We start from the raw sequence: 16,177 nt of genomic DNA on the forward strand, positions 1-16,177 counted from the left end.
GATCAGGTAGATAGGTCAGAAGTGGAAGTGCAGTGATGTACGGAGCGGACTGATACTAATCGATCGAGGACTTAACCAAAAAGAAAAAAATTGAATTCAAGGTTATGTTGACCTTTACTTTAAATCCAGTTTTGAGTGAATGACTTCATTCAATTAAATAATAGTGTGGTGGCGATAGCGAGAAGGATACACCTGTTCCCATGTCGAACACAGAAGTTAAGCTTCTTAGCGCCGATTGTAGTTGGGGGTTGCCCCCTGTGAGAGTAGGACGTCGCCACGCAAATGAAAAGGACTGATATATTATCAGTTCTTTTTTTGTATAATAACAAGAAAATTTATGAAAAAAATTAAATAAAAAGCAAAAATCGAGGTTTTTGACCCTTTTTTCAACTAAAAATGATAAACTATAATAGAGAAAATTTAGAGGAGGGCATTGTTATGTCTGAGGAAGTACTAGAAGAAACAGATCGTCAAGAGACATCTGATTCGTATAAAGACTTTGATAAAATCAAAAAAGTAGCTTCAATGAACATTACTTCTATGTTGAAAGATTTGCATGCATTTGAAGCCGCCATTGAGACTGAAAATATTCCTGAGATTTATCGTATTTATAAAGGAAAATTGCATAAAGAATTAAAAGAGACCTCAAATCAAAATCATGAAATTGATGAACTGTTATCAACAAAATTACATGATAAATTTGTTGAACAATTTCCATTTATGGAATATGTAGAAAAAATTTCGCCGACCATTCACTATTATAAAATCGGTACCTATTATCGCGAACGTGCGACAATTGGTTTTGATGCAAGTATTCCAGAAATTTTTGTTTTGCCAAAAATTGACGAAGAATGGCAACATTATCGTCCAGAAAGTCGTGAATTATTGAAAGCAATTGAAAAGCAAATCGATAATTTAGACGCTAAGATGATTGCGGCAGAAGAAGAACTTAAAAATTTGGAAAAAGAAGCGCAAATATTAGCAGCAAAAAAAGAAGAAATTTCAAATAGTAAATCATTTTTCAATCGCGCAAAAACAGAAGAAGAAGTGGAAGCTTTAAATAAACAAATTGCTGAAATCAATAAGAAAAAAACTGAATGGTTACCATTTGTACAAAATAAAAATAAGTCCAATCAGCAAAAAGAACAACTGATGCGTACCTACGAAGAAACTCGTTTAAAACGTGCAGTTGTAGCAAAGGAATATCGTTTTATTAATCAATATTTTGGTTCAATGAAAAAAATGAATGAACAAATTCAGCAATTTTTGACAGCTTATTTGTCACCTAAGAAAGGAGAGGGACATACTAAATGAGTAAAACAAAGAAAAAAATAACACCGAACTCTCCGACTGTTGATAAATCATCAAAAAAAGATAACTATTATGTATTAAAAGAAAAAGATCATCAAGCGATTATGAACCTTATTGGAGAAAGAGAAGATGAATTAGCAGATTTATACATGCGTATGGCTTTATTAGAAGCCGATTTTGTCGAATTATTAGAAGCGTACTGTCAATTTATTATTCCAAATGTACCAATTTCTAAGATAGCGAAAACGAATTTATTAGCGTATTTTTCATATGAATTATTGAAGCCATTAAAGGCTGTTGGCTTAACACAAACAGATAAAGAAAATGTTTGGAAAAGTAAACATTTTGATGTAGCTTACGAATTAGATAAAAATAATGATTTGGCATTAAGTTTTAAAATGGAAGTCGTAGATGCTCGTTTTGAGTCTGCTTATATGCCACTTATTTTGGTTCATCCTAAAGAGATGACGGTAGAAGTAGATGAAAAGCAAGTATTAAAATTAATTCATTTATGGCATAAAGATAAAATCTTTTCGCATAATCAATTGTCTTTAATCAATTACGATTTAAATCAATTATTAGCATGGTTTAAAGAACTTGGATTTGAAGTTGCACCAAGTCTTTTAGACAATACGCATGCATTAAAACGTGAATTTTCAAGTGAATTATCAGTAGATACCAAAGTGCTAGATGATATTTTTATCATTACGATGGAATCTACAGATTATGATTTTGAAAAAATCGATGATACCCATTATCAAGTGAAATTAAATCAAGAACAAACAGTTGATATTTTTTCTGAAAATGGGAAGACACGCTTGTTTATTGATTCGAATAATCGTCGTCGTTCAATTTTGGATTTCTTTACAAATTATCCATTCTTAGTTCCATTAATTGTCCGTAATTAGTAAGGGATATCCGAGCTATAAAGAAACTGCTCTGGTGGTTTAAATAGTTCGGATATTTTTATTTTTACAAAGGAGAAAAAATGAGTCATTTAGAAGAAGAACGTTTATTTTGGGATGGTTTTGCAGAGGAATATGCTGAAATCCAAGCAGAATCGACAACCACTATTCCACAAGATGTTCATGATTTTTTAGTAGCTGAAAACATTTTACCTACGAATACTTTTCTAGATCTTGCCGGGGGAACTGGAAAATATATCCCTGCAATACTTGCTAATGTCAATGACTATACGTTAGTTGATTTCTCAGAAAAAATGCTTCAAATTGCGCAAGATACTCACAATTATCCACGACTTCAATTCCTTCATTGTGAACAAGCAGTTTTTTTGACGCAAACCAAAGATAACCGTTATGATGTCGTATTTTCAGCAATGAATCCAGCTTTAACATCGAAACAAATCCTTAACGAATTGTTACGAATAGCGAATGAATATGTCTGTATTTTACGTGTGATTGAAGAAAAAGATGAATTGTTTTCTTTGTTTGAACAGACTCCAGAAGAATGGAAGTGGATGGAAACCTATAAGGAATGGTTAGATGGAAAGTATCGAACCCAATTGTTTTCATATAATTCATCAGAAAGCATTTCAAAAGAATTTTTCCTAACGTATTTTGAAATGGATTTTCCTTATAGTCAACTTCAAAAAATCGCAGATGACTTATTCCAACAGAACACAGAGAAATTAAATCGCACAACAATTACTTTTGAATTGTTAATAATTGAAATATAAAGGAAGTTGCAACAATGAAGAAAAAAATAACTAGCTTTTTAACGGTACTTATCGTATTAATTGTCGGTATCTGGCAATGGTTGAATCCCAGTGAATTTTTAGAAGTAGCGGAACCAAAACAAGAACAAAAACAAATTTCAGAACCAACGAATACCATAGATACAACAATTAATGAAAAAACAAGCCAATCAATTGACGACATTGATTTAGAAAATCCACCACGTTTTGAGAATATTCGTGTTTCTTCTTTACGAAGTGTCGATGGCGATACGTTTGCGTTTTATACAGCAGATGGGAAAGAACACAAATTACGTTTATTGATGGTTGATACCCCTGAAAGTGTGAAAAAAGGTGTATCCGTCCAACCTTATGGAAAAGAAGCCAGTGATTTTACGAAAGAACAACTAACGAAAGAAGGTGTTTCTTTGGTTTTTGATAAAGGCGAAGTGGTGGATAACTATGGACGCTTTTTAGCGTATGTCTATATTGGAGAAAACTCACTTCAAGAGTTATTATTAGAAAACGGTCTTGGAATTGTTCGTTATGTAAATGCAGGTGGTGACAGTTTAGTGGAAGAATTATTAACTGCTCAAGAAAAGGCGCAAGATGAAAAATTAGGTGTTTGGAGTAAAAAGGATTATGTAATGCAAATGAAAAATGGCTACTATCGTTACAATGAAGTTGAATAAAGTTGAGGTGATTCAATGAAACTAACTGAGTTGATGGATAAACATCAACAAGTACAGATAACAATTTTTCAATGGATTTTAAAAAGTGAAGGTGCAATTCGCATCAAAGATTTGGAAAGAGAATTAGCTATTTCAGTCCCAACCTTACAAAAAGAAATTCGCTCATTAGAAACAGCTTTGGAACTATTTGATGATGAATCTAAGCTGATGAAGTTAGACAATGATTATTTGAGTTTACATCTGTCAAATGAATTTTCTGTCAAAGCATTTGTTTATTCCTATTTGGAACAAGCACTAGATTATCAGATAGTTTCGTTTATCTTTCAACATAAAAAAGTGTCAATCACAAAAATGGCACTTGATTTGCAAGTAAGTGAAGCCTCGTTATTTCGTCGCTTGAAATCAATTAACCAACAATTGGAAGAATTTGAAATTCAATTTCGCAATAAAAAAATGATTGGTGATGAACTTCAAATTCGAGTATTTTATTATTATCTTTTTTGGACAAGTTTACCTTTTGAGCAATTGCAAAAAAAGTTTCGTAATCCTACCATACAAAACTTAATTCAAGTAATTGAAAAACACTTCCATTTAACTTTTACAAAAGAACAATATTGGAAGTTGTCCTTATGGTTAGGAATTATGCATAGTCGCTTTGATTATCGTGGGGAACAGAAATACCGTTTGCGCAAAGAGACTGTTCACGAAATTGAACAAGACATGTTTTATCAAGAATTAAAGAATATGCTAGCGCGTTATTTAAGTCGTTTTGCCTTCCAAGGATCAGATGAAGAATCCGTCTATCTTTATTTATTCTTTTTATCAGAAAATCTGTTGCCATCAGAGAAAAAATGGCTAACAGAATCGCCTTTTATCGCTAAATTTTTGACATTAAATCAAAAAATTTACCAAGAGTTAGTGCATGATTCAGATGTCTCTTCATTTGATGCTTTTTTATTGGAGTTGCACATAAAATTGGCATTTTCTAAAGGATGGATTGATACCGAAGAAAATGATTTATTGTTACTGTCGGATTACGATTCGTCAAAAATGTCCGCCTGTATGTCAATCATTGAAGCAGAATTATCTAAGGATATTTCGAATTCCCAATGGCGTATGTTAGATCAGGCGTATGGTCTAGTAGTCGATATTTATCAAAGAAGGCAACAAAAAGAATTACTTGTTGGCATTGCATCCGACGATTCCTTACAATCAGAGGAAGTGTATCAATTTATTGAGCAACATTTGGCAAGTTTGCCGCATGTAAAAGTTAAAAAAGCAAAAAATCGCGTGTATTCGTTACTAGTTGCATCAGAATATACGGACATAACAAACTATGCTTATGAGGAACGCTATATTTTTAGTGGTCGCTTATCCTTATTTGAAGTGAATCGATTAAAACAAGCGATTGAAAATTGCTATGATAGGAGTTGAGAAATTTTGCGAGTGGTAATTATTGGTGGATCTCATGCAGGGATTGCTGCAGCGAGACATTTAAAGAAAATTGACGAGAGTGTCGAAGTAATTATCGTCGAACGATCCAATGTTTTGGGGTACATTGGTAGCAGTTTAAATCTTTATTTAGAAGGTTTTATTGATAAATTAGAGGATGCAAGAACTGTGACTCCAGGCCAATTATTGGCAGAACAAATCAACGTATTGTTAAATAGCCGAGTAGTTTCTGTAGATGCCAAAAATAAATCTGTGGATTTTACAACAGATAATGGAGATATTCATTTAACAGATAATATTTCTTACGATTATTTAATTTTAGCGATGGGGTCAAGCCAATACCATACCGATTTTTCATCGGAAACAGAAGCAACAATGACAAATTTTAAAACACTAACACAATCAAAAACAGCGTTAGATACTTTAATGGATGCCAAGAAAGTCGCAATTATTGGGGCAGGGTTAATCGGTTTTGAATTGGCAGAGTCTTTAAGTAAATACAACAAAGAAATTTATTTAATTGATCGCATGGACAGCGTGCTGTTTCGTTACTTTGATGAAGAAATTACGCAAGAATTAGTGCAAAAACTGCCGGAGAATGTCCATATTTTATTAAATAGTGATGTCCGTGAAATTACAATGACTGATGAACAAAAAGTCACAGGTGTCATCTTAGCGAATGGTCAGACGGTTGCAGTAGAAGCAGCTGTGTATGCCATTAACCCACGACCAAATGTCGAATTAGTGACAGATATTTTAGATATCAATATGGATGGAACGATTGATACCAATGAGTTTTTAGAGACGTCTGATCCGTTTATTTATGCAGTAGGGGACTTAGTGTCTGTTCACTTTAATCATTCTGCTATGCCAATTTATATTCCGTTAGTGACAAATGCGTATCGAACAGGGATGATTGCTGCGTCAAATATTTTATTAACCGATAAAATTCCTTTCCCAAAAGTACAACGCACGATTGTCAGTGCATTATTTGACACCTATTTAGCAAGTTGTGGAGTCAATGAAGAAGAAGCTCCTTATTATGGTTTAGACGTAGCATCTGTCTCCAAAACCTTTCATAAAGAAGCCTTATTTCAACTAGATGATACGTTTGAATTAACGATTAAACTGGTATTTGATGTTAACACAAAACAGTTAATGGGGGGGCAATTAATGACTAATTCCAAAAAGACGCTAGAAATTATTAACACGTTATCTACCTTGGTAACAATGGAAACAACGTTGAATCAATTAGTCACGATGGATTTTTATTTTAATCCTAAATTATCAACGCCCTTGCATTTTCTAAATGATTTAGCATTGGAAGGGGTCATTAAACGTTAAAACCAATAAAAGAATTGCTATTTCAGCAATTCTTTTATTTTTATTTGAAAAAAGCATTGTAATTTTCTGTATTTTCTAATAAACTAGTTAAGAGAATGAGAATCGTTCTCAACTGTATTGTAAGGAGTTTGTCATGAGGAAAGTTTGGTTATTTCTGAGTTTATTACTTCTTGCTATCGTTTCGCTTTTTGTGGGTGTTCACCAAGTCTCATTATATGGATTAATGAATGGCGATGAGACCCAATGGATGTTGTTGTTAAAAACACGAATCCCCCGAACAATTAGTTTGATTTTAGCAGGAGGAATGTTAAGTGTCTGCGGAAAAATTATGCAACACTTAATGCAAAACAGATTTGTTTCTGCTGGAACAATTGGGATGATGGATAGTGCACGGTTAGGGATTTTGTTAGTCATGTTACTATTTCCGAACGGATCGATTTTATTACGTGCGGGAGTAGCGTTCATCTTTGCTTACATAGGTGTTTTGCTATTTTTGAATTTAAGTCGAATTCTACCTAAAGGTGATCCGATGATTTTACCATTAACGGGTGTCATGTTTGGAAATATTATTGGTGCAGTCGCTTCATTTTTTGCGTATCAATTCCAATTGGTTCAAAATTTATCGTCTTGGCTTCAAGGAAATTTTGCGACAGTCATGGAAGGTAGTTATGAATTAATCTACATAACCGTACCAGTATTTATAATTTTATATTTACTAGCCTATCAAATGACGATTGCCGGATTGGGTGAGGAACTCGCAACCAATCTTGGTATGAACTATCAATTGTTACAATTTATTGTCTTTGCGTTAGTCGCATTAGGCAGCAGTGCAGTCTTAATTATGGTCGGTAACATTCCTTTCTTAGGAGTGGTTATTCCCAATCTAGTATCTTTATTTTACGGAGATCATTTAAAGAATACCATGAGTGTAACAGTTATCTTTGGAAGTATTTTCTTATTGATTTGTGACATTCTATCGCGTGTATTGATAGCCCCTTATGAAATTCCTGTCAGCGTTGTTGTGGGGATGATTGGTGGCGCTCTTTTCTTATTCTTATTGATTAGGAGGAGAAAAGGATGAAAAAAAATCATTTTGCACTCAAAATTGGTGCGTTATTCGCGTTGTGTTTAGTAGTCGTTGTAGTGTTCTTGACTTACAATACCTATGGAAATTGGGATTTTGCTTTAAAGTTAAGAGGAAAAAAAATCTTAGCCTTTATCTTTGTTGCCCTGGCAACATCAGTCAGTACGATTGCTTTTCAAACAATTACACGAAATCAATTTTTAACTCCCGGAATTTTAGGACTAGATAACTTGTATATTATGATTCAGACATTATTATTCTTTTTTGTAGGGGGAATTAAAATGCTCTCTCAAGAATCAATTTGGATGTTTATTGCGAACGTTGGTTTAATGACAATTTTAAGCGTCTTGTTTATTTCTTTCTTTATGGATAAAGTGACAGGAAATCTCTTTTTGCTTTTAATGGTCGGTATGATTTCAGGAACCTTGTTTTCAAGTATTAGTACATTCATCCAAGTGTTGATGGATCCTAATGAATATGACCTCCTACAAGGACGTTTATTTGCTAGTTTTAGTAATGTGAATAGCAATTATTTGATGGTAGCGGCAGCGATTATTATCGTATCTGTCGTGGTCTTATGGTTCGTTGCACCAGAACTAGATATTATGCATATTGGGAGAGATCATGCGGTAAACTTAGGGATTTCTGTTAATCGACTACAAACTCTTTGCTTATTTTGTATTTCCTTATTAACGGGAACAGCAACAGCATTAGTTGGGCCAACTGTTTTCCTAGGCTTTATTGTTGTAACGATTAGTTATCGTTTATTTGCGACATATCAGCATAAAAAATTATTTATTGGTAGTTTTTTATTAGGAATTTTGTTGTTAGTTGGTGGGCAGTTTTTAGTAGAGCAAATTTTCCAATGGAGTACGACAATTAGTACAGTTATTCAATTTGTGGGTGGTATCTTCTTTTTAGGAAAAATTTTATCAGAAAGGAAAAAGGTATGATTCAAGCACAAGAAATTTCAAAAAAATATGAGAATAAAATCGTGTTACAAAATGTTGACCTAGAACTACCTAAAGGTAAATTAATTGCCTTTATTGGTCCAAATGGTGCAGGAAAAAGTACCTTTTTGTCGCTAGTTAGTCGATTGCAACCACAATCAAGTGGCGAAATTTTTCTAGATCGAGAAGAAGTACGGAATTGGAAATCAAAAGAATTAGCGAAAAAGCTAGCGATTTTGAAACAAAGTAATGCCATTCAATTGAATATTTCTGTTCGTGAATTGGTTTCATTTGGCCGGTTTCCTTATAATCGAGGAAAATTAACTGCTGAAGACGAACGAATCATCGATCAAGCAATTGAGCAGATGGAATTGCAAGAGATGGTCAATGATTCCATTCATTCGTTGTCAGGTGGCCAATTACAGCGTGTTTATATTGCGATGATTTTAGCACAAGATACGGAATACGTCTTGTTAGATGAACCATTGAATAATTTAGATATGAACCATGCCAATCAGATGATGCATTTGTTGAAACGTTTGGTAGAAGAACAAAATAAAACAGTGTTAATTGTTTTACATGATATTAACTTTGCGGCAGGATTTGCCGATCATATTGTGGCAATGAAAAATGGCGAAGTTTTCGCGACAGGAGAAACGGAAACGATTATCCAACCTGAAGTATTAAATAAATTATATGGCATGAACATACGGATTTGTGAAATTGAAGGAAAACGATTTTGCATGTATTTTAGCTAATAGGGGGAACTTTTTATGAAAAAGATTTTTAGTGGCATTCTTGTATTAACAGCAGCATTAACGTTGGCAGCGTGTGGGAACACTGGTGGCGACACAGCGAAATCATCAGAAACAGCGGCAAGCACAGCAACACCTACAACGGCTGCTTCGTCTGCGGCAGAAGCAACACCAACAGAAGTAACAGTTACGGATTCAGATGGCGATGAAGTCACTGTACCATTCAATCCAAGTAAAGTGGTTGTCTTTGATAATAGTGCCTTAGATACGATGGATGCATTAGGTGTCGGTGAATCAGTGATTGGTGCGGCAACAGATAGCATGCCGGATTACTTGGAAGCTTATAAAAATGTTGAATCTGCAGGTGGTATTAAAGAACCTGATTTGGAAAAAATCAATCAATTACAACCAGATTTAATCATTATTTCTGGTCGTCAAGCAGATTACAAAAAAGATTTACAAGCAATTGCACCAACTGTTTTCTTTAGCACAAATGGTGAAGATACTTGGGGTTCAATTCAAACAAATGTAAAAACAATTGCACAAATCTTTGGCAAAGAAGCTGAAGCTGATGCAAAAATTGCGGAATTAACAACATCTATTGATGAAGTCAAAGCGGCTGCTGAAGCTTCTGGTGAAAAAGTATTAACAGTACTAGTTAATGAAGGTAGTCTTTCTGCTTACGGATTAGGTTCTCGTTTTGGCATTGTTCATGATACTTTTGGTTTTGCACAAGCAGATGAAAATATCGAAGCATCAACACACGGACAAAATGTATCGTATGAGTATGTTTTAGAAAAAAATCCAGATGTGATTTTCGTTGTTGACCGTACAAAAGCAATCGGTGGTGACGCTTCTCAAAACAATGTAGCGGATAACGATTTAGTCAAAGAAACAAATGCTGGTAAAAATGGTAAAGTTATCGCATTAGACCCACAAGTGTGGTACTTATCAGGTTCTGGTTTAGAATCAGTGCAAATCATGTTAGATGATGTGAAAAAAGCAGTAGAATAATCAAATGAAGCAACCGTCAATGATTAATCATTGACAGTTGTTTTTAGAAAGCGGTATCAAAAATGGTTGTTATTAGTTTAAATATATGCTATGGTAAATTTACTACAAGGAGAGAAGGTGCGTGCAATGATGAATACAACAAATCAACCGAAGCTAAATTGCAAACACTTCTTCTTAAACAACTAATAAATTCTTTATTCAATGTTTAAAAATAAGTTCTCTATGATTTTGCAATGAGCGGGTCATAGAGTTTTTTTATGTGCAATTAAACAATGAATAGGTGGAAAAGAATGGAAAATAAATTACAACGTGGTCGTGTCGCAATTGTTCATGGCGATTATTACCGTGTATTAACCAAAGAAGGCGAAATATTAGCAAAGTTAGCTGGAAAATTCAGTGAGCAATTCATCACAAACCTAGAATTACCGACTGTGGGTGATTGGGTTTTCTTTCAAACAATCGATCAGCAACGAGGAATTATTCAACAAATTGAACCACGAATCTCAAAATTTTCTAGAAAGATTGCAGGTCATCAGTCAACCGAACAATTGATAGCTAGCAATGTAGAAATTATTGTGGTTTTAACAAAAGTCGATTGTTGCGCAAATGTAGCTGATTATTTAATTCCTTTGTATGAATTAACGACTACTATTATTGTGACTGGATTGAACGATGATACTGGTATTTTAAAAATTGCTAGTTATTTAAAAAATGGAAAAACAGGCGCTTTTGTAGGTTCTTCGGGTGTTGGTAAATCGACATTAGTGAATCGATTGGTACAGAATCAACAAATGGCTGTTTCAGGAATTCGCTTAGAAGACAGTAAAGGGCGGCATACAACAACTCATCGAGAATTGCTTGTTTTGTCAACTGGTGGTATATCATTGATACCCCGGAAATGAGAGAGTTTCAGTTGTTTGAAGAAAATGAATTGGATGCGACGTTCCAAGATATTGTTGACCTAGCTAAGAATTGTCGATTTAATGATTGTCGGCATGAAACTGAAAATGATTGTGCTGTTAAAGCTGCAATTCAAGCAGGCGTCTTAACAGAATCTCGTTTATTGAATTATAGCAAGCTACAACGCGAGTTAACTTTTCAGGAAAGACGTACAAAACAAAAAGAACGATTCAAAAACAAACGAAAAAAGACCCGCTAGTGGGGAGACTAGCGGGTAGGAGAAAAATGAAAAAGTGTTAGGGTTGTTGTTTTAGTATGTCTAAAATATAACGAGAAAATGTGAAGAATTTTTGATAAAAATACGGATAGTTACAGAATTTTTTACTAAGAAAAGGTAGTGAAACGATGTTTGAACGGATAGTACAACAATTTTTAGAAGCTGCTGATCCAAACAAAGCAGAAAAAATGGCTGCTTATATGCGTAATCAATTTCTTTTTCTAGGCGTGTCTGCGCCACAACGGCAAATGATTTGCAAAGAATTTTATAAAGAAAGCACACAACAAGAAATTGATTGGCACTTTGTTTTTGAGTGCTGGGCATGTCCTTATCGTGAATTGCAATATGTTGCGATTGGTTATTTACAAGTTCTCAAGAAAAAATTAGAACCAGAGGATGTGGGAGCTATCCAACGATTAGCACAAACAAAATCTTGGTGGGACACAATTGATGGTTTGGACAAATTAATGGGTGAGCTTGCTTTTCAATATCCAGAGGTAAAGTCTATATTGATTCAATGGAGTACAGCAGAAGACTTCTGGTTGCGAAGAATTGCCATTGATCATCAATTATTACGAAAACACACAACCGATGTAGAATTATTACGTGTCATTTTAGAAAATAATTTAAATCAATCAGAGTTTTTTATCAATAAAGCTATCGGTTGGAGTTTACGTGATTATTCTAAAACTAATCCAGAATGGGTCAGAGATTTCATTGAAGCGCATCGTAAAGAATTGACGTCATTAAGTATCCGCGAAGCAAGTAAATATCTTTAAGGAACTATTATCGCATTTGCGATAGAAAAAAGGCGACAAAAAAGAACTTGTTAGATGATTATGTGGTTCATCTAACAAGTTCTTTTGATTATTCAGGCAAATTTTTTATCGCATATTCTGCTTGTTCCTTAGTAAAACCAGAATAAATTAATTGATCATATAAGCCTTGATCAGAAGAGGGACTAAAACTTTGTAACTGGATAGCTGATTGAAGTGCTTGTTCATTCCAATCAACATCAATATTCGCCAAGGCATAGGCTATTTGTTCATCAGTGAATTTTGCATATAGTAATTGTGAAGATAAATTATCTTTTGAAAATGCTGAATAAGAAAGATAAGTATTAGCAGATTCTAAAGCGTGTTTGTTCCAATCAGTCTGAATAGTATCAACCGCATATTGCGCCGCCTCGTTAGGATATTTATCAAAAATGAGTTGGTCATATAAACCATCCTTTGATAAATGACTAAACGTAAGATACTGTTCGGCGCTCGCTAAGGCATTACTAAATTCTCTAGACACATTGCTATCAGGGGAGGATGTACTGCTCGTTGTTTCGTTAAAAAAATAACTAGATGACTGACTACTTTCATGAGAGTGAGTTGGTTTCATTGCTTTTGATTCAAGTGTATTACTTAAGGCACCACCTGCTAACATAATCAGAACGCTGCCAAGAAAAATAAAGACACCAGGTTTTTTCGGCGTTTTTTTGAAAAGAGACCGAATAAATAATACAATGCCGTAAATACTTCCTAATAAGCCCATCAAGATAAGGATATCTTCTAATTTCATCTTTTTCCTCCTTACAAACCAATTTTAGTAAGACATAAAAAAGGAGTTTTTATTTTATTTTACCAATTTTTGTAAACGGAAACAAACTCTTTTTAAGAAGCTAACAATTAAAACCAGGTAATCCAATGAGATCACCTTATTTTTTGTATCAAAATTTTACCTAAGTGGCGCACGATACCCTGCTGCTTCGGCTTCTTCAATTGATGTAAATAAAGCTTCTGGGTTAGTCGTACGGTCGTAATAGGTGGAACCAGGGACATGATAAATTTTATTTTTTGACCCTTTGATTAAGCCTAACCCATTTGCATCTACATATGGATTAGCTGCTGCTTGTTGTGCAACTTGCTCATTGACTAATCGTTCTGCTTCAGCTTGTTCAGCGGCAAGTCGTTCTTGTTCTTCTGCCTGTTCTGTAGCGATTCTTTGAGCTTCCGCTTCTTCTTGTGCGATACGCTCTTGTTCGGCCTTTTCAGCGGCAAGTTTCTCTGACTCTTCCTTTTCTTTTGCCATTCATTCTTGTTCAGATTGCTCAGTCGCGCGTTTTTCGGCTTCTCAAGACGCTCAGATTCTTGCATTTTCAGTTGTTCTTGCTTTTTTGCTTCTGCTTCAGAAGAATCTTTTTCTTTTGTTACAGTTGTAGAAGTCTCTACTATGCTAGAACTAACCGTAGCGACTTCTTCTGCTGGAGTAGGAGAGGTCATTGCCACTCCAGCAATTGAAAGAACTCCAGTTGCAACAGACGAGAGTGCCAATCGCTTAGCTGATTTTCTTTTCTTGTGATCTTTTTTTACAAAAGAGACAATCGTCCGATAAATACTTAAACCAACACCCACTAAACTTACCAAAAACAACACTAAAAACAAATTTTCCATTATAAACGCTCCTTATCATTGATATACTAGATATGTCCGTGATATCAATGAAAGACAATTCCCTTAACTTTAGAGAGTGAGAGGGGGTTGTTTGCGTTTTTTTTACAAAACCTAGGTATTTTGATGCAAGTCTATTATAACCATAGATATGAAATTATACCATCACATTATTATCAAACTATTATTGCATTTTTGATAATAACAAAAAATCCCTCCCACCAAAAAGAACTAACCCGCACACATTCTTTCCCAACCTTAAATTATCCACCTAAGAACAAGGACATTCTTCCATGACAGACTAGTAGAACACGCTGATTAATATCCGAAAGGGAATAAAAAAATCCCCATCCTATTTTCACAAGATGGGGATTTTTTTATGGAATCATTACTCAATTTTTTTAGTGATAATTTTTATATTATCTATTACTCCACACAGATAGATAAAGACTTTATATACAAAAAAACAGTCACATATAAAAAAGAATAGTACAATTAAAGTAAATAGCGCATTGAAATGATTTACCCATATAGTTACTACTACGAATGTTAAAAAAATGAAAAAAAAGTAAATGACAAAAAGATAAGAAAAGAAAAAAGCGAGAGTAAAAAAATAAATTGTTTATTCTTTGTGTTTCTTAAATCAGTCAAAATAAGTTCATCAGCAAATATGATACAACTGCTTAAACATTCTAACAAAAATCCCATATAAATCCTTTCTTTACCACTCGTTAATATCATTATTATTGCTTATTTTATCTTTTTTATCAACGCAAAATAAAGAAGGAGACGATGTGTTCGAGGTAAAAGATAACAACGTCTACGACTTCCGACTGATATTTGACTAATTTATTGATTTTACTTTACCTGTCGTAGTAATTGGGTATATAATTACTATGACAGATGAAGTAATATGAAGGAGGGGTAAGATGATTACAAGCGATGGTATTCGTGGGTACAATGATGTGATTATTTTATCCCTTCTAAAAGAAGGCGATTCTTACGGTTATGCTATTTCTAAACAGATCCGGGCAAGAACCAATGATTTATATGTCATAAAAGAAACGACTTTATATTCTGCGTTTACACGATTAGGAAAACAAGCGTTGATTGAAGCCTATCCCGGAGAACTAACACATGGGAAAAAAAGAACGTATTATCGCATTACTGACAAAGGAAACGAGTTTCTAAAAATGAAAAGGCAAGAGTGGGAGCAAACAAAATTCGTAGTGGATGAATTTTTAGAAGGGGGAACTGAAAATGAAAATTATTAAGGACTATTTAGATAGCTTATTTTTAACCGTACCAATTACACCAGAAACGAAAAAAGCCAAAGAAGATTTGTTGGCGATTATGGAGGATCATTATCACGAGTTGATTGCAGAAGGCAAAAGTGAACATGAAGCGATTGGTGCTGTTATTAGTGAATTTGGTTCGATTGATGAAATCCTAGCTGAACTTGAGTTAGAACAAGCAGAAGAGGATGAAGATTATCCGGAAGTTGATGCAGTATCCTTAGATGAAGCCATTGATTTTTGGGCAGTCACTAGAAAATTTGCATTTGAATTATCATTAGGTATTTTACTCCTTGCTTTATCAATGTCGGCTATGATGTTTATCGGTTTTTCTGAGTTATTTGCCTTTTTAGGAATCCTTGGATTTAGTGTTTTGGCTGCGGTAGGTATTGGTTTTATTATTTCTGGTTCGATGAAATATGTTCGAGAAAAACGAAAATTAGACGATCGCCCGTTAGCTAGAGACGTTTACAAAGAAGCTTTTTTCCAACTAGAAAATTATGATAAAAGTTTTCGAATGGGCTTAGCTTTAGGGATTGGTTTATGTATTTTGGCAATTCCAATGAGTATCTTTTTTACAAGTATCATTTATGCTGTTACATTAGGTATTAGTGCTTTTTTTGCAACAGGAGGAGTGGGTGTTTTCTTAATTGTTTATACTAGTATTGTTCGAAATGGTTTTAAGAAGATGACGAATGGACAATATTTTGTATCAGACGAAGATCATCCTGGTCCACGAGCGATGAAACATTCCTACGGTTCAGCGGCACCATTGATTATTACGCTTAGAAAATTTTATTGGCCATTGGTTTTTATTTTCTATCTTTTTTGGTCAAATCTTACAGGATGGGCAAACAGCTGGATTATCTTTGTTATCGCAGGAATTTTTTACAGTCTAGTCAGTGAAACTCTCAAGAAACGTAAATAAATCTGAACAGGAAATCAAATTGATTTCCTGTTTTTTATGTTCTA

Annotated in this window: 17 protein-coding genes, 2 rRNA genes and 1 pseudogene (1 of these 20 only partly in view); 18 read left to right on the forward strand and 2 right to left on the reverse strand. The window is 34.1% G+C overall.

What is annotated here, in order from left to right; translation table 11 throughout:
• The 15 genes from PYW32_RS06270 to PYW32_RS06340 form a co-directional block, all read left to right on the forward strand.
• Window positions 1–79 (forward strand): 23S ribosomal RNA (locus PYW32_RS06270) (it extends 2,836 nt beyond the left edge of the window).
• Between the two features lie 85 nt (window positions 80–164).
• Window positions 165–280, forward strand: a 5S ribosomal RNA gene (gene rrf, locus PYW32_RS06275).
• A 158-nt stretch (window positions 281–438) separates the two neighbouring features.
• Window positions 439–1,314, forward strand: a complete 876-nt coding sequence (locus PYW32_RS06280; RefSeq protein WP_016175173.1) for a hypothetical protein — start codon at window positions 439–441, stop codon at window positions 1,312–1,314.
• On the forward strand, window positions 1,311–2,219 hold the full coding sequence (locus PYW32_RS06285) for a hypothetical protein (RefSeq protein ID WP_016175172.1): 909 nt from the start codon (window positions 1,311–1,313) through the stop codon (window positions 2,217–2,219). Before PYW32_RS06280 ends, PYW32_RS06285 begins: the two co-directional genes overlap by 4 nt.
• A gap of 80 nt (window positions 2,220–2,299) precedes the next feature.
• The gene (locus PYW32_RS06290) at window positions 2,300–3,007 is read left to right on the forward strand and encodes a methyltransferase domain-containing protein (protein ID WP_016175171.1); all 708 of its coding nucleotides are present in this window, start codon (window positions 2,300–2,302) and stop codon (window positions 3,005–3,007) included.
• A gap of 14 nt (window positions 3,008–3,021) precedes the next feature.
• Window positions 3,022–3,696 carry a thermonuclease family protein gene (locus tag PYW32_RS06295; RefSeq protein WP_016175170.1) on the forward strand — a complete coding sequence of 225 codons (675 nt, stop codon included), beginning with the start codon at window positions 3,022–3,024 and terminating at the stop codon, window positions 3,694–3,696.
• Window positions 3,697–3,711: 15 nt separating this feature from the next.
• The gene (locus tag PYW32_RS06300; RefSeq protein ID WP_016175169.1) at window positions 3,712–5,130 is read left to right on the forward strand and encodes an AcpB/EbpR/MafR family transcriptional regulator; all 1,419 of its coding nucleotides are present in this window, start codon (window positions 3,712–3,714) and stop codon (window positions 5,128–5,130) included.
• A 12-nt stretch (window positions 5,131–5,142) separates the two neighbouring features.
• Window positions 5,143–6,492 (forward strand): FAD-dependent oxidoreductase, encoded by a 1,350-nt coding sequence (locus tag PYW32_RS06305; RefSeq protein WP_245558572.1) that lies wholly within the window; start codon window positions 5,143–5,145, stop codon window positions 6,490–6,492.
• A 133-nt stretch (window positions 6,493–6,625) separates the two neighbouring features.
• A complete protein-coding gene (locus tag PYW32_RS06310) occupies window positions 6,626–7,573 on the forward strand; it encodes an ABC transporter permease (RefSeq protein ID WP_016175167.1) in 948 nt (315 codons plus the stop codon).
• The gene (locus PYW32_RS06315; protein WP_016175166.1) at window positions 7,570–8,529 is read left to right on the forward strand and encodes an iron chelate uptake ABC transporter family permease subunit; all 960 of its coding nucleotides are present in this window, start codon (window positions 7,570–7,572) and stop codon (window positions 8,527–8,529) included. Before PYW32_RS06310 ends, PYW32_RS06315 begins: the two co-directional genes overlap by 4 nt.
• Window positions 8,526–9,284: an iron ABC transporter ATP-binding protein gene (locus PYW32_RS06320; RefSeq protein WP_016175165.1), complete on the forward strand. Its 759-nt coding sequence runs from the start codon at window positions 8,526–8,528 to the stop codon at window positions 9,282–9,284. Before PYW32_RS06315 ends, PYW32_RS06320 begins: the two co-directional genes overlap by 4 nt.
• 15 nt (window positions 9,285–9,299) lie before the next feature.
• Window positions 9,300–10,295 carry a siderophore ABC transporter substrate-binding protein gene (locus PYW32_RS06325; RefSeq protein ID WP_016175164.1) on the forward strand — a complete coding sequence of 332 codons (996 nt, stop codon included), beginning with the start codon at window positions 9,300–9,302 and terminating at the stop codon, window positions 10,293–10,295.
• A 290-nt stretch (window positions 10,296–10,585) separates the two neighbouring features.
• On the forward strand, window positions 10,586–11,197 hold the full coding sequence (rsgA, locus tag PYW32_RS06330; RefSeq protein ID WP_016175163.1) for a GTPase RsgA: 612 nt from the start codon (window positions 10,586–10,588) through the stop codon (window positions 11,195–11,197).
• A gap of 11 nt (window positions 11,198–11,208) precedes the next feature.
• Entirely contained in the window at window positions 11,209–11,454 is a 246-nt protein-coding gene (locus PYW32_RS06335; protein WP_248636478.1) for a ribosome small subunit-dependent GTPase A, read from the forward strand.
• A 146-nt stretch (window positions 11,455–11,600) separates the two neighbouring features.
• Window positions 11,601–12,251, forward strand: a complete 651-nt coding sequence (locus PYW32_RS06340; RefSeq protein WP_016175161.1) for a DNA alkylation repair protein — start codon at window positions 11,601–11,603, stop codon at window positions 12,249–12,251.
• Window positions 12,252–12,339: 88 nt separating this feature from the next.
• Here the strand turns inward: PYW32_RS06340 and PYW32_RS06345 are convergent, their stop codons facing one another.
• The gene (locus PYW32_RS06345; protein WP_016175160.1) at window positions 12,340–13,041 is read right to left on the reverse strand and encodes an Ltp family lipoprotein; all 702 of its coding nucleotides are present in this window, start codon (window positions 13,039–13,041) and stop codon (window positions 12,340–12,342) included.
• 156 nt (window positions 13,042–13,197) lie between these two features.
• Window positions 13,198–13,431 (reverse strand): annotated as a pseudogene (locus PYW32_RS06350) (sunset domain-containing protein); the annotation flags it as partial.
• A gap of 261 nt (window positions 13,432–13,692) precedes the next feature.
• Between PYW32_RS06350 and PYW32_RS06355 the strand changes: the two are divergent.
• The 3 genes from PYW32_RS06355 to PYW32_RS06365 all read left to right on the forward strand — a co-directional run bounded on the left by PYW32_RS06355 (window position 13,693) and on the right by PYW32_RS06365 (window position 16,133).
• A complete protein-coding gene (locus PYW32_RS06355; RefSeq protein WP_275066195.1) occupies window positions 13,693–13,821 on the forward strand; it encodes a hypothetical protein in 129 nt (42 codons plus the stop codon).
• Between the two features lie 1,018 nt (window positions 13,822–14,839).
• A complete protein-coding gene (locus PYW32_RS06360) occupies window positions 14,840–15,184 on the forward strand; it encodes a PadR family transcriptional regulator (protein WP_016175158.1) in 345 nt (114 codons plus the stop codon).
• Entirely contained in the window at window positions 15,171–16,133 is a 963-nt protein-coding gene (locus PYW32_RS06365) for a permease prefix domain 1-containing protein (protein WP_016175157.1), read from the forward strand. The genes PYW32_RS06360 and PYW32_RS06365 overlap by 14 nt, the downstream gene beginning before the upstream one ends.
• Window positions 16,134–16,177: the final 44 nt, after the last annotated feature.

This window comes from Enterococcus saccharolyticus subsp. saccharolyticus (assembly GCF_029023825.1).
Lineage (GTDB): Bacteria > Bacillota > Bacilli > Lactobacillales > Enterococcaceae > Enterococcus_F > Enterococcus_F saccharolyticus.

Coding starts and splice junctions, on each gene's coding strand:
- PYW32_RS06310 (WP_016175167.1), top strand. CDS start 6,626: ATGAGGAAAGTTTGGTTATTTCTGAGTTTATTACTTCTTGCTATCGTT.
- PYW32_RS06320 (WP_016175165.1), top strand. CDS start 8,526: ATGATTCAAGCACAAGAAATTTCAAAAAAATATGAGAATAAAATCGTG.
- PYW32_RS06295 (WP_016175170.1), top strand. CDS start 3,022: ATGAAGAAAAAAATAACTAGCTTTTTAACGGTACTTATCGTATTAATT.
- PYW32_RS06315 (WP_016175166.1), top strand. CDS start 7,570: ATGAAAAAAAATCATTTTGCACTCAAAATTGGTGCGTTATTCGCGTTG.
- PYW32_RS06280 (WP_016175173.1), top strand. CDS start 439: ATGTCTGAGGAAGTACTAGAAGAAACAGATCGTCAAGAGACATCTGAT.
- PYW32_RS06360 (WP_016175158.1), top strand. CDS start 14,840: ATGATTACAAGCGATGGTATTCGTGGGTACAATGATGTGATTATTTTA.
- PYW32_RS06345 (WP_016175160.1), bottom strand. CDS start 13,041: ATGAAATTAGAAGATATCCTTATCTTGATGGGCTTATTAGGAAGTATT.
- rsgA (WP_016175163.1), top strand. CDS start 10,586: ATGGAAAATAAATTACAACGTGGTCGTGTCGCAATTGTTCATGGCGAT.
- PYW32_RS06325 (WP_016175164.1), top strand. CDS start 9,300: ATGAAAAAGATTTTTAGTGGCATTCTTGTATTAACAGCAGCATTAACG.
- PYW32_RS06285 (WP_016175172.1), top strand. CDS start 1,311: ATGAGTAAAACAAAGAAAAAAATAACACCGAACTCTCCGACTGTTGAT.
- PYW32_RS06290 (WP_016175171.1), top strand. CDS start 2,300: ATGAGTCATTTAGAAGAAGAACGTTTATTTTGGGATGGTTTTGCAGAG.
- PYW32_RS06300 (WP_016175169.1), top strand. CDS start 3,712: ATGAAACTAACTGAGTTGATGGATAAACATCAACAAGTACAGATAACA.
- PYW32_RS06365 (WP_016175157.1), top strand. CDS start 15,171: ATGAAAATTATTAAGGACTATTTAGATAGCTTATTTTTAACCGTACCA.
- PYW32_RS06355 (WP_275066195.1), top strand. CDS start 13,693: ATGCTAGAACTAACCGTAGCGACTTCTTCTGCTGGAGTAGGAGAGGTC.
- PYW32_RS06340 (WP_016175161.1), top strand. CDS start 11,601: ATGTTTGAACGGATAGTACAACAATTTTTAGAAGCTGCTGATCCAAAC.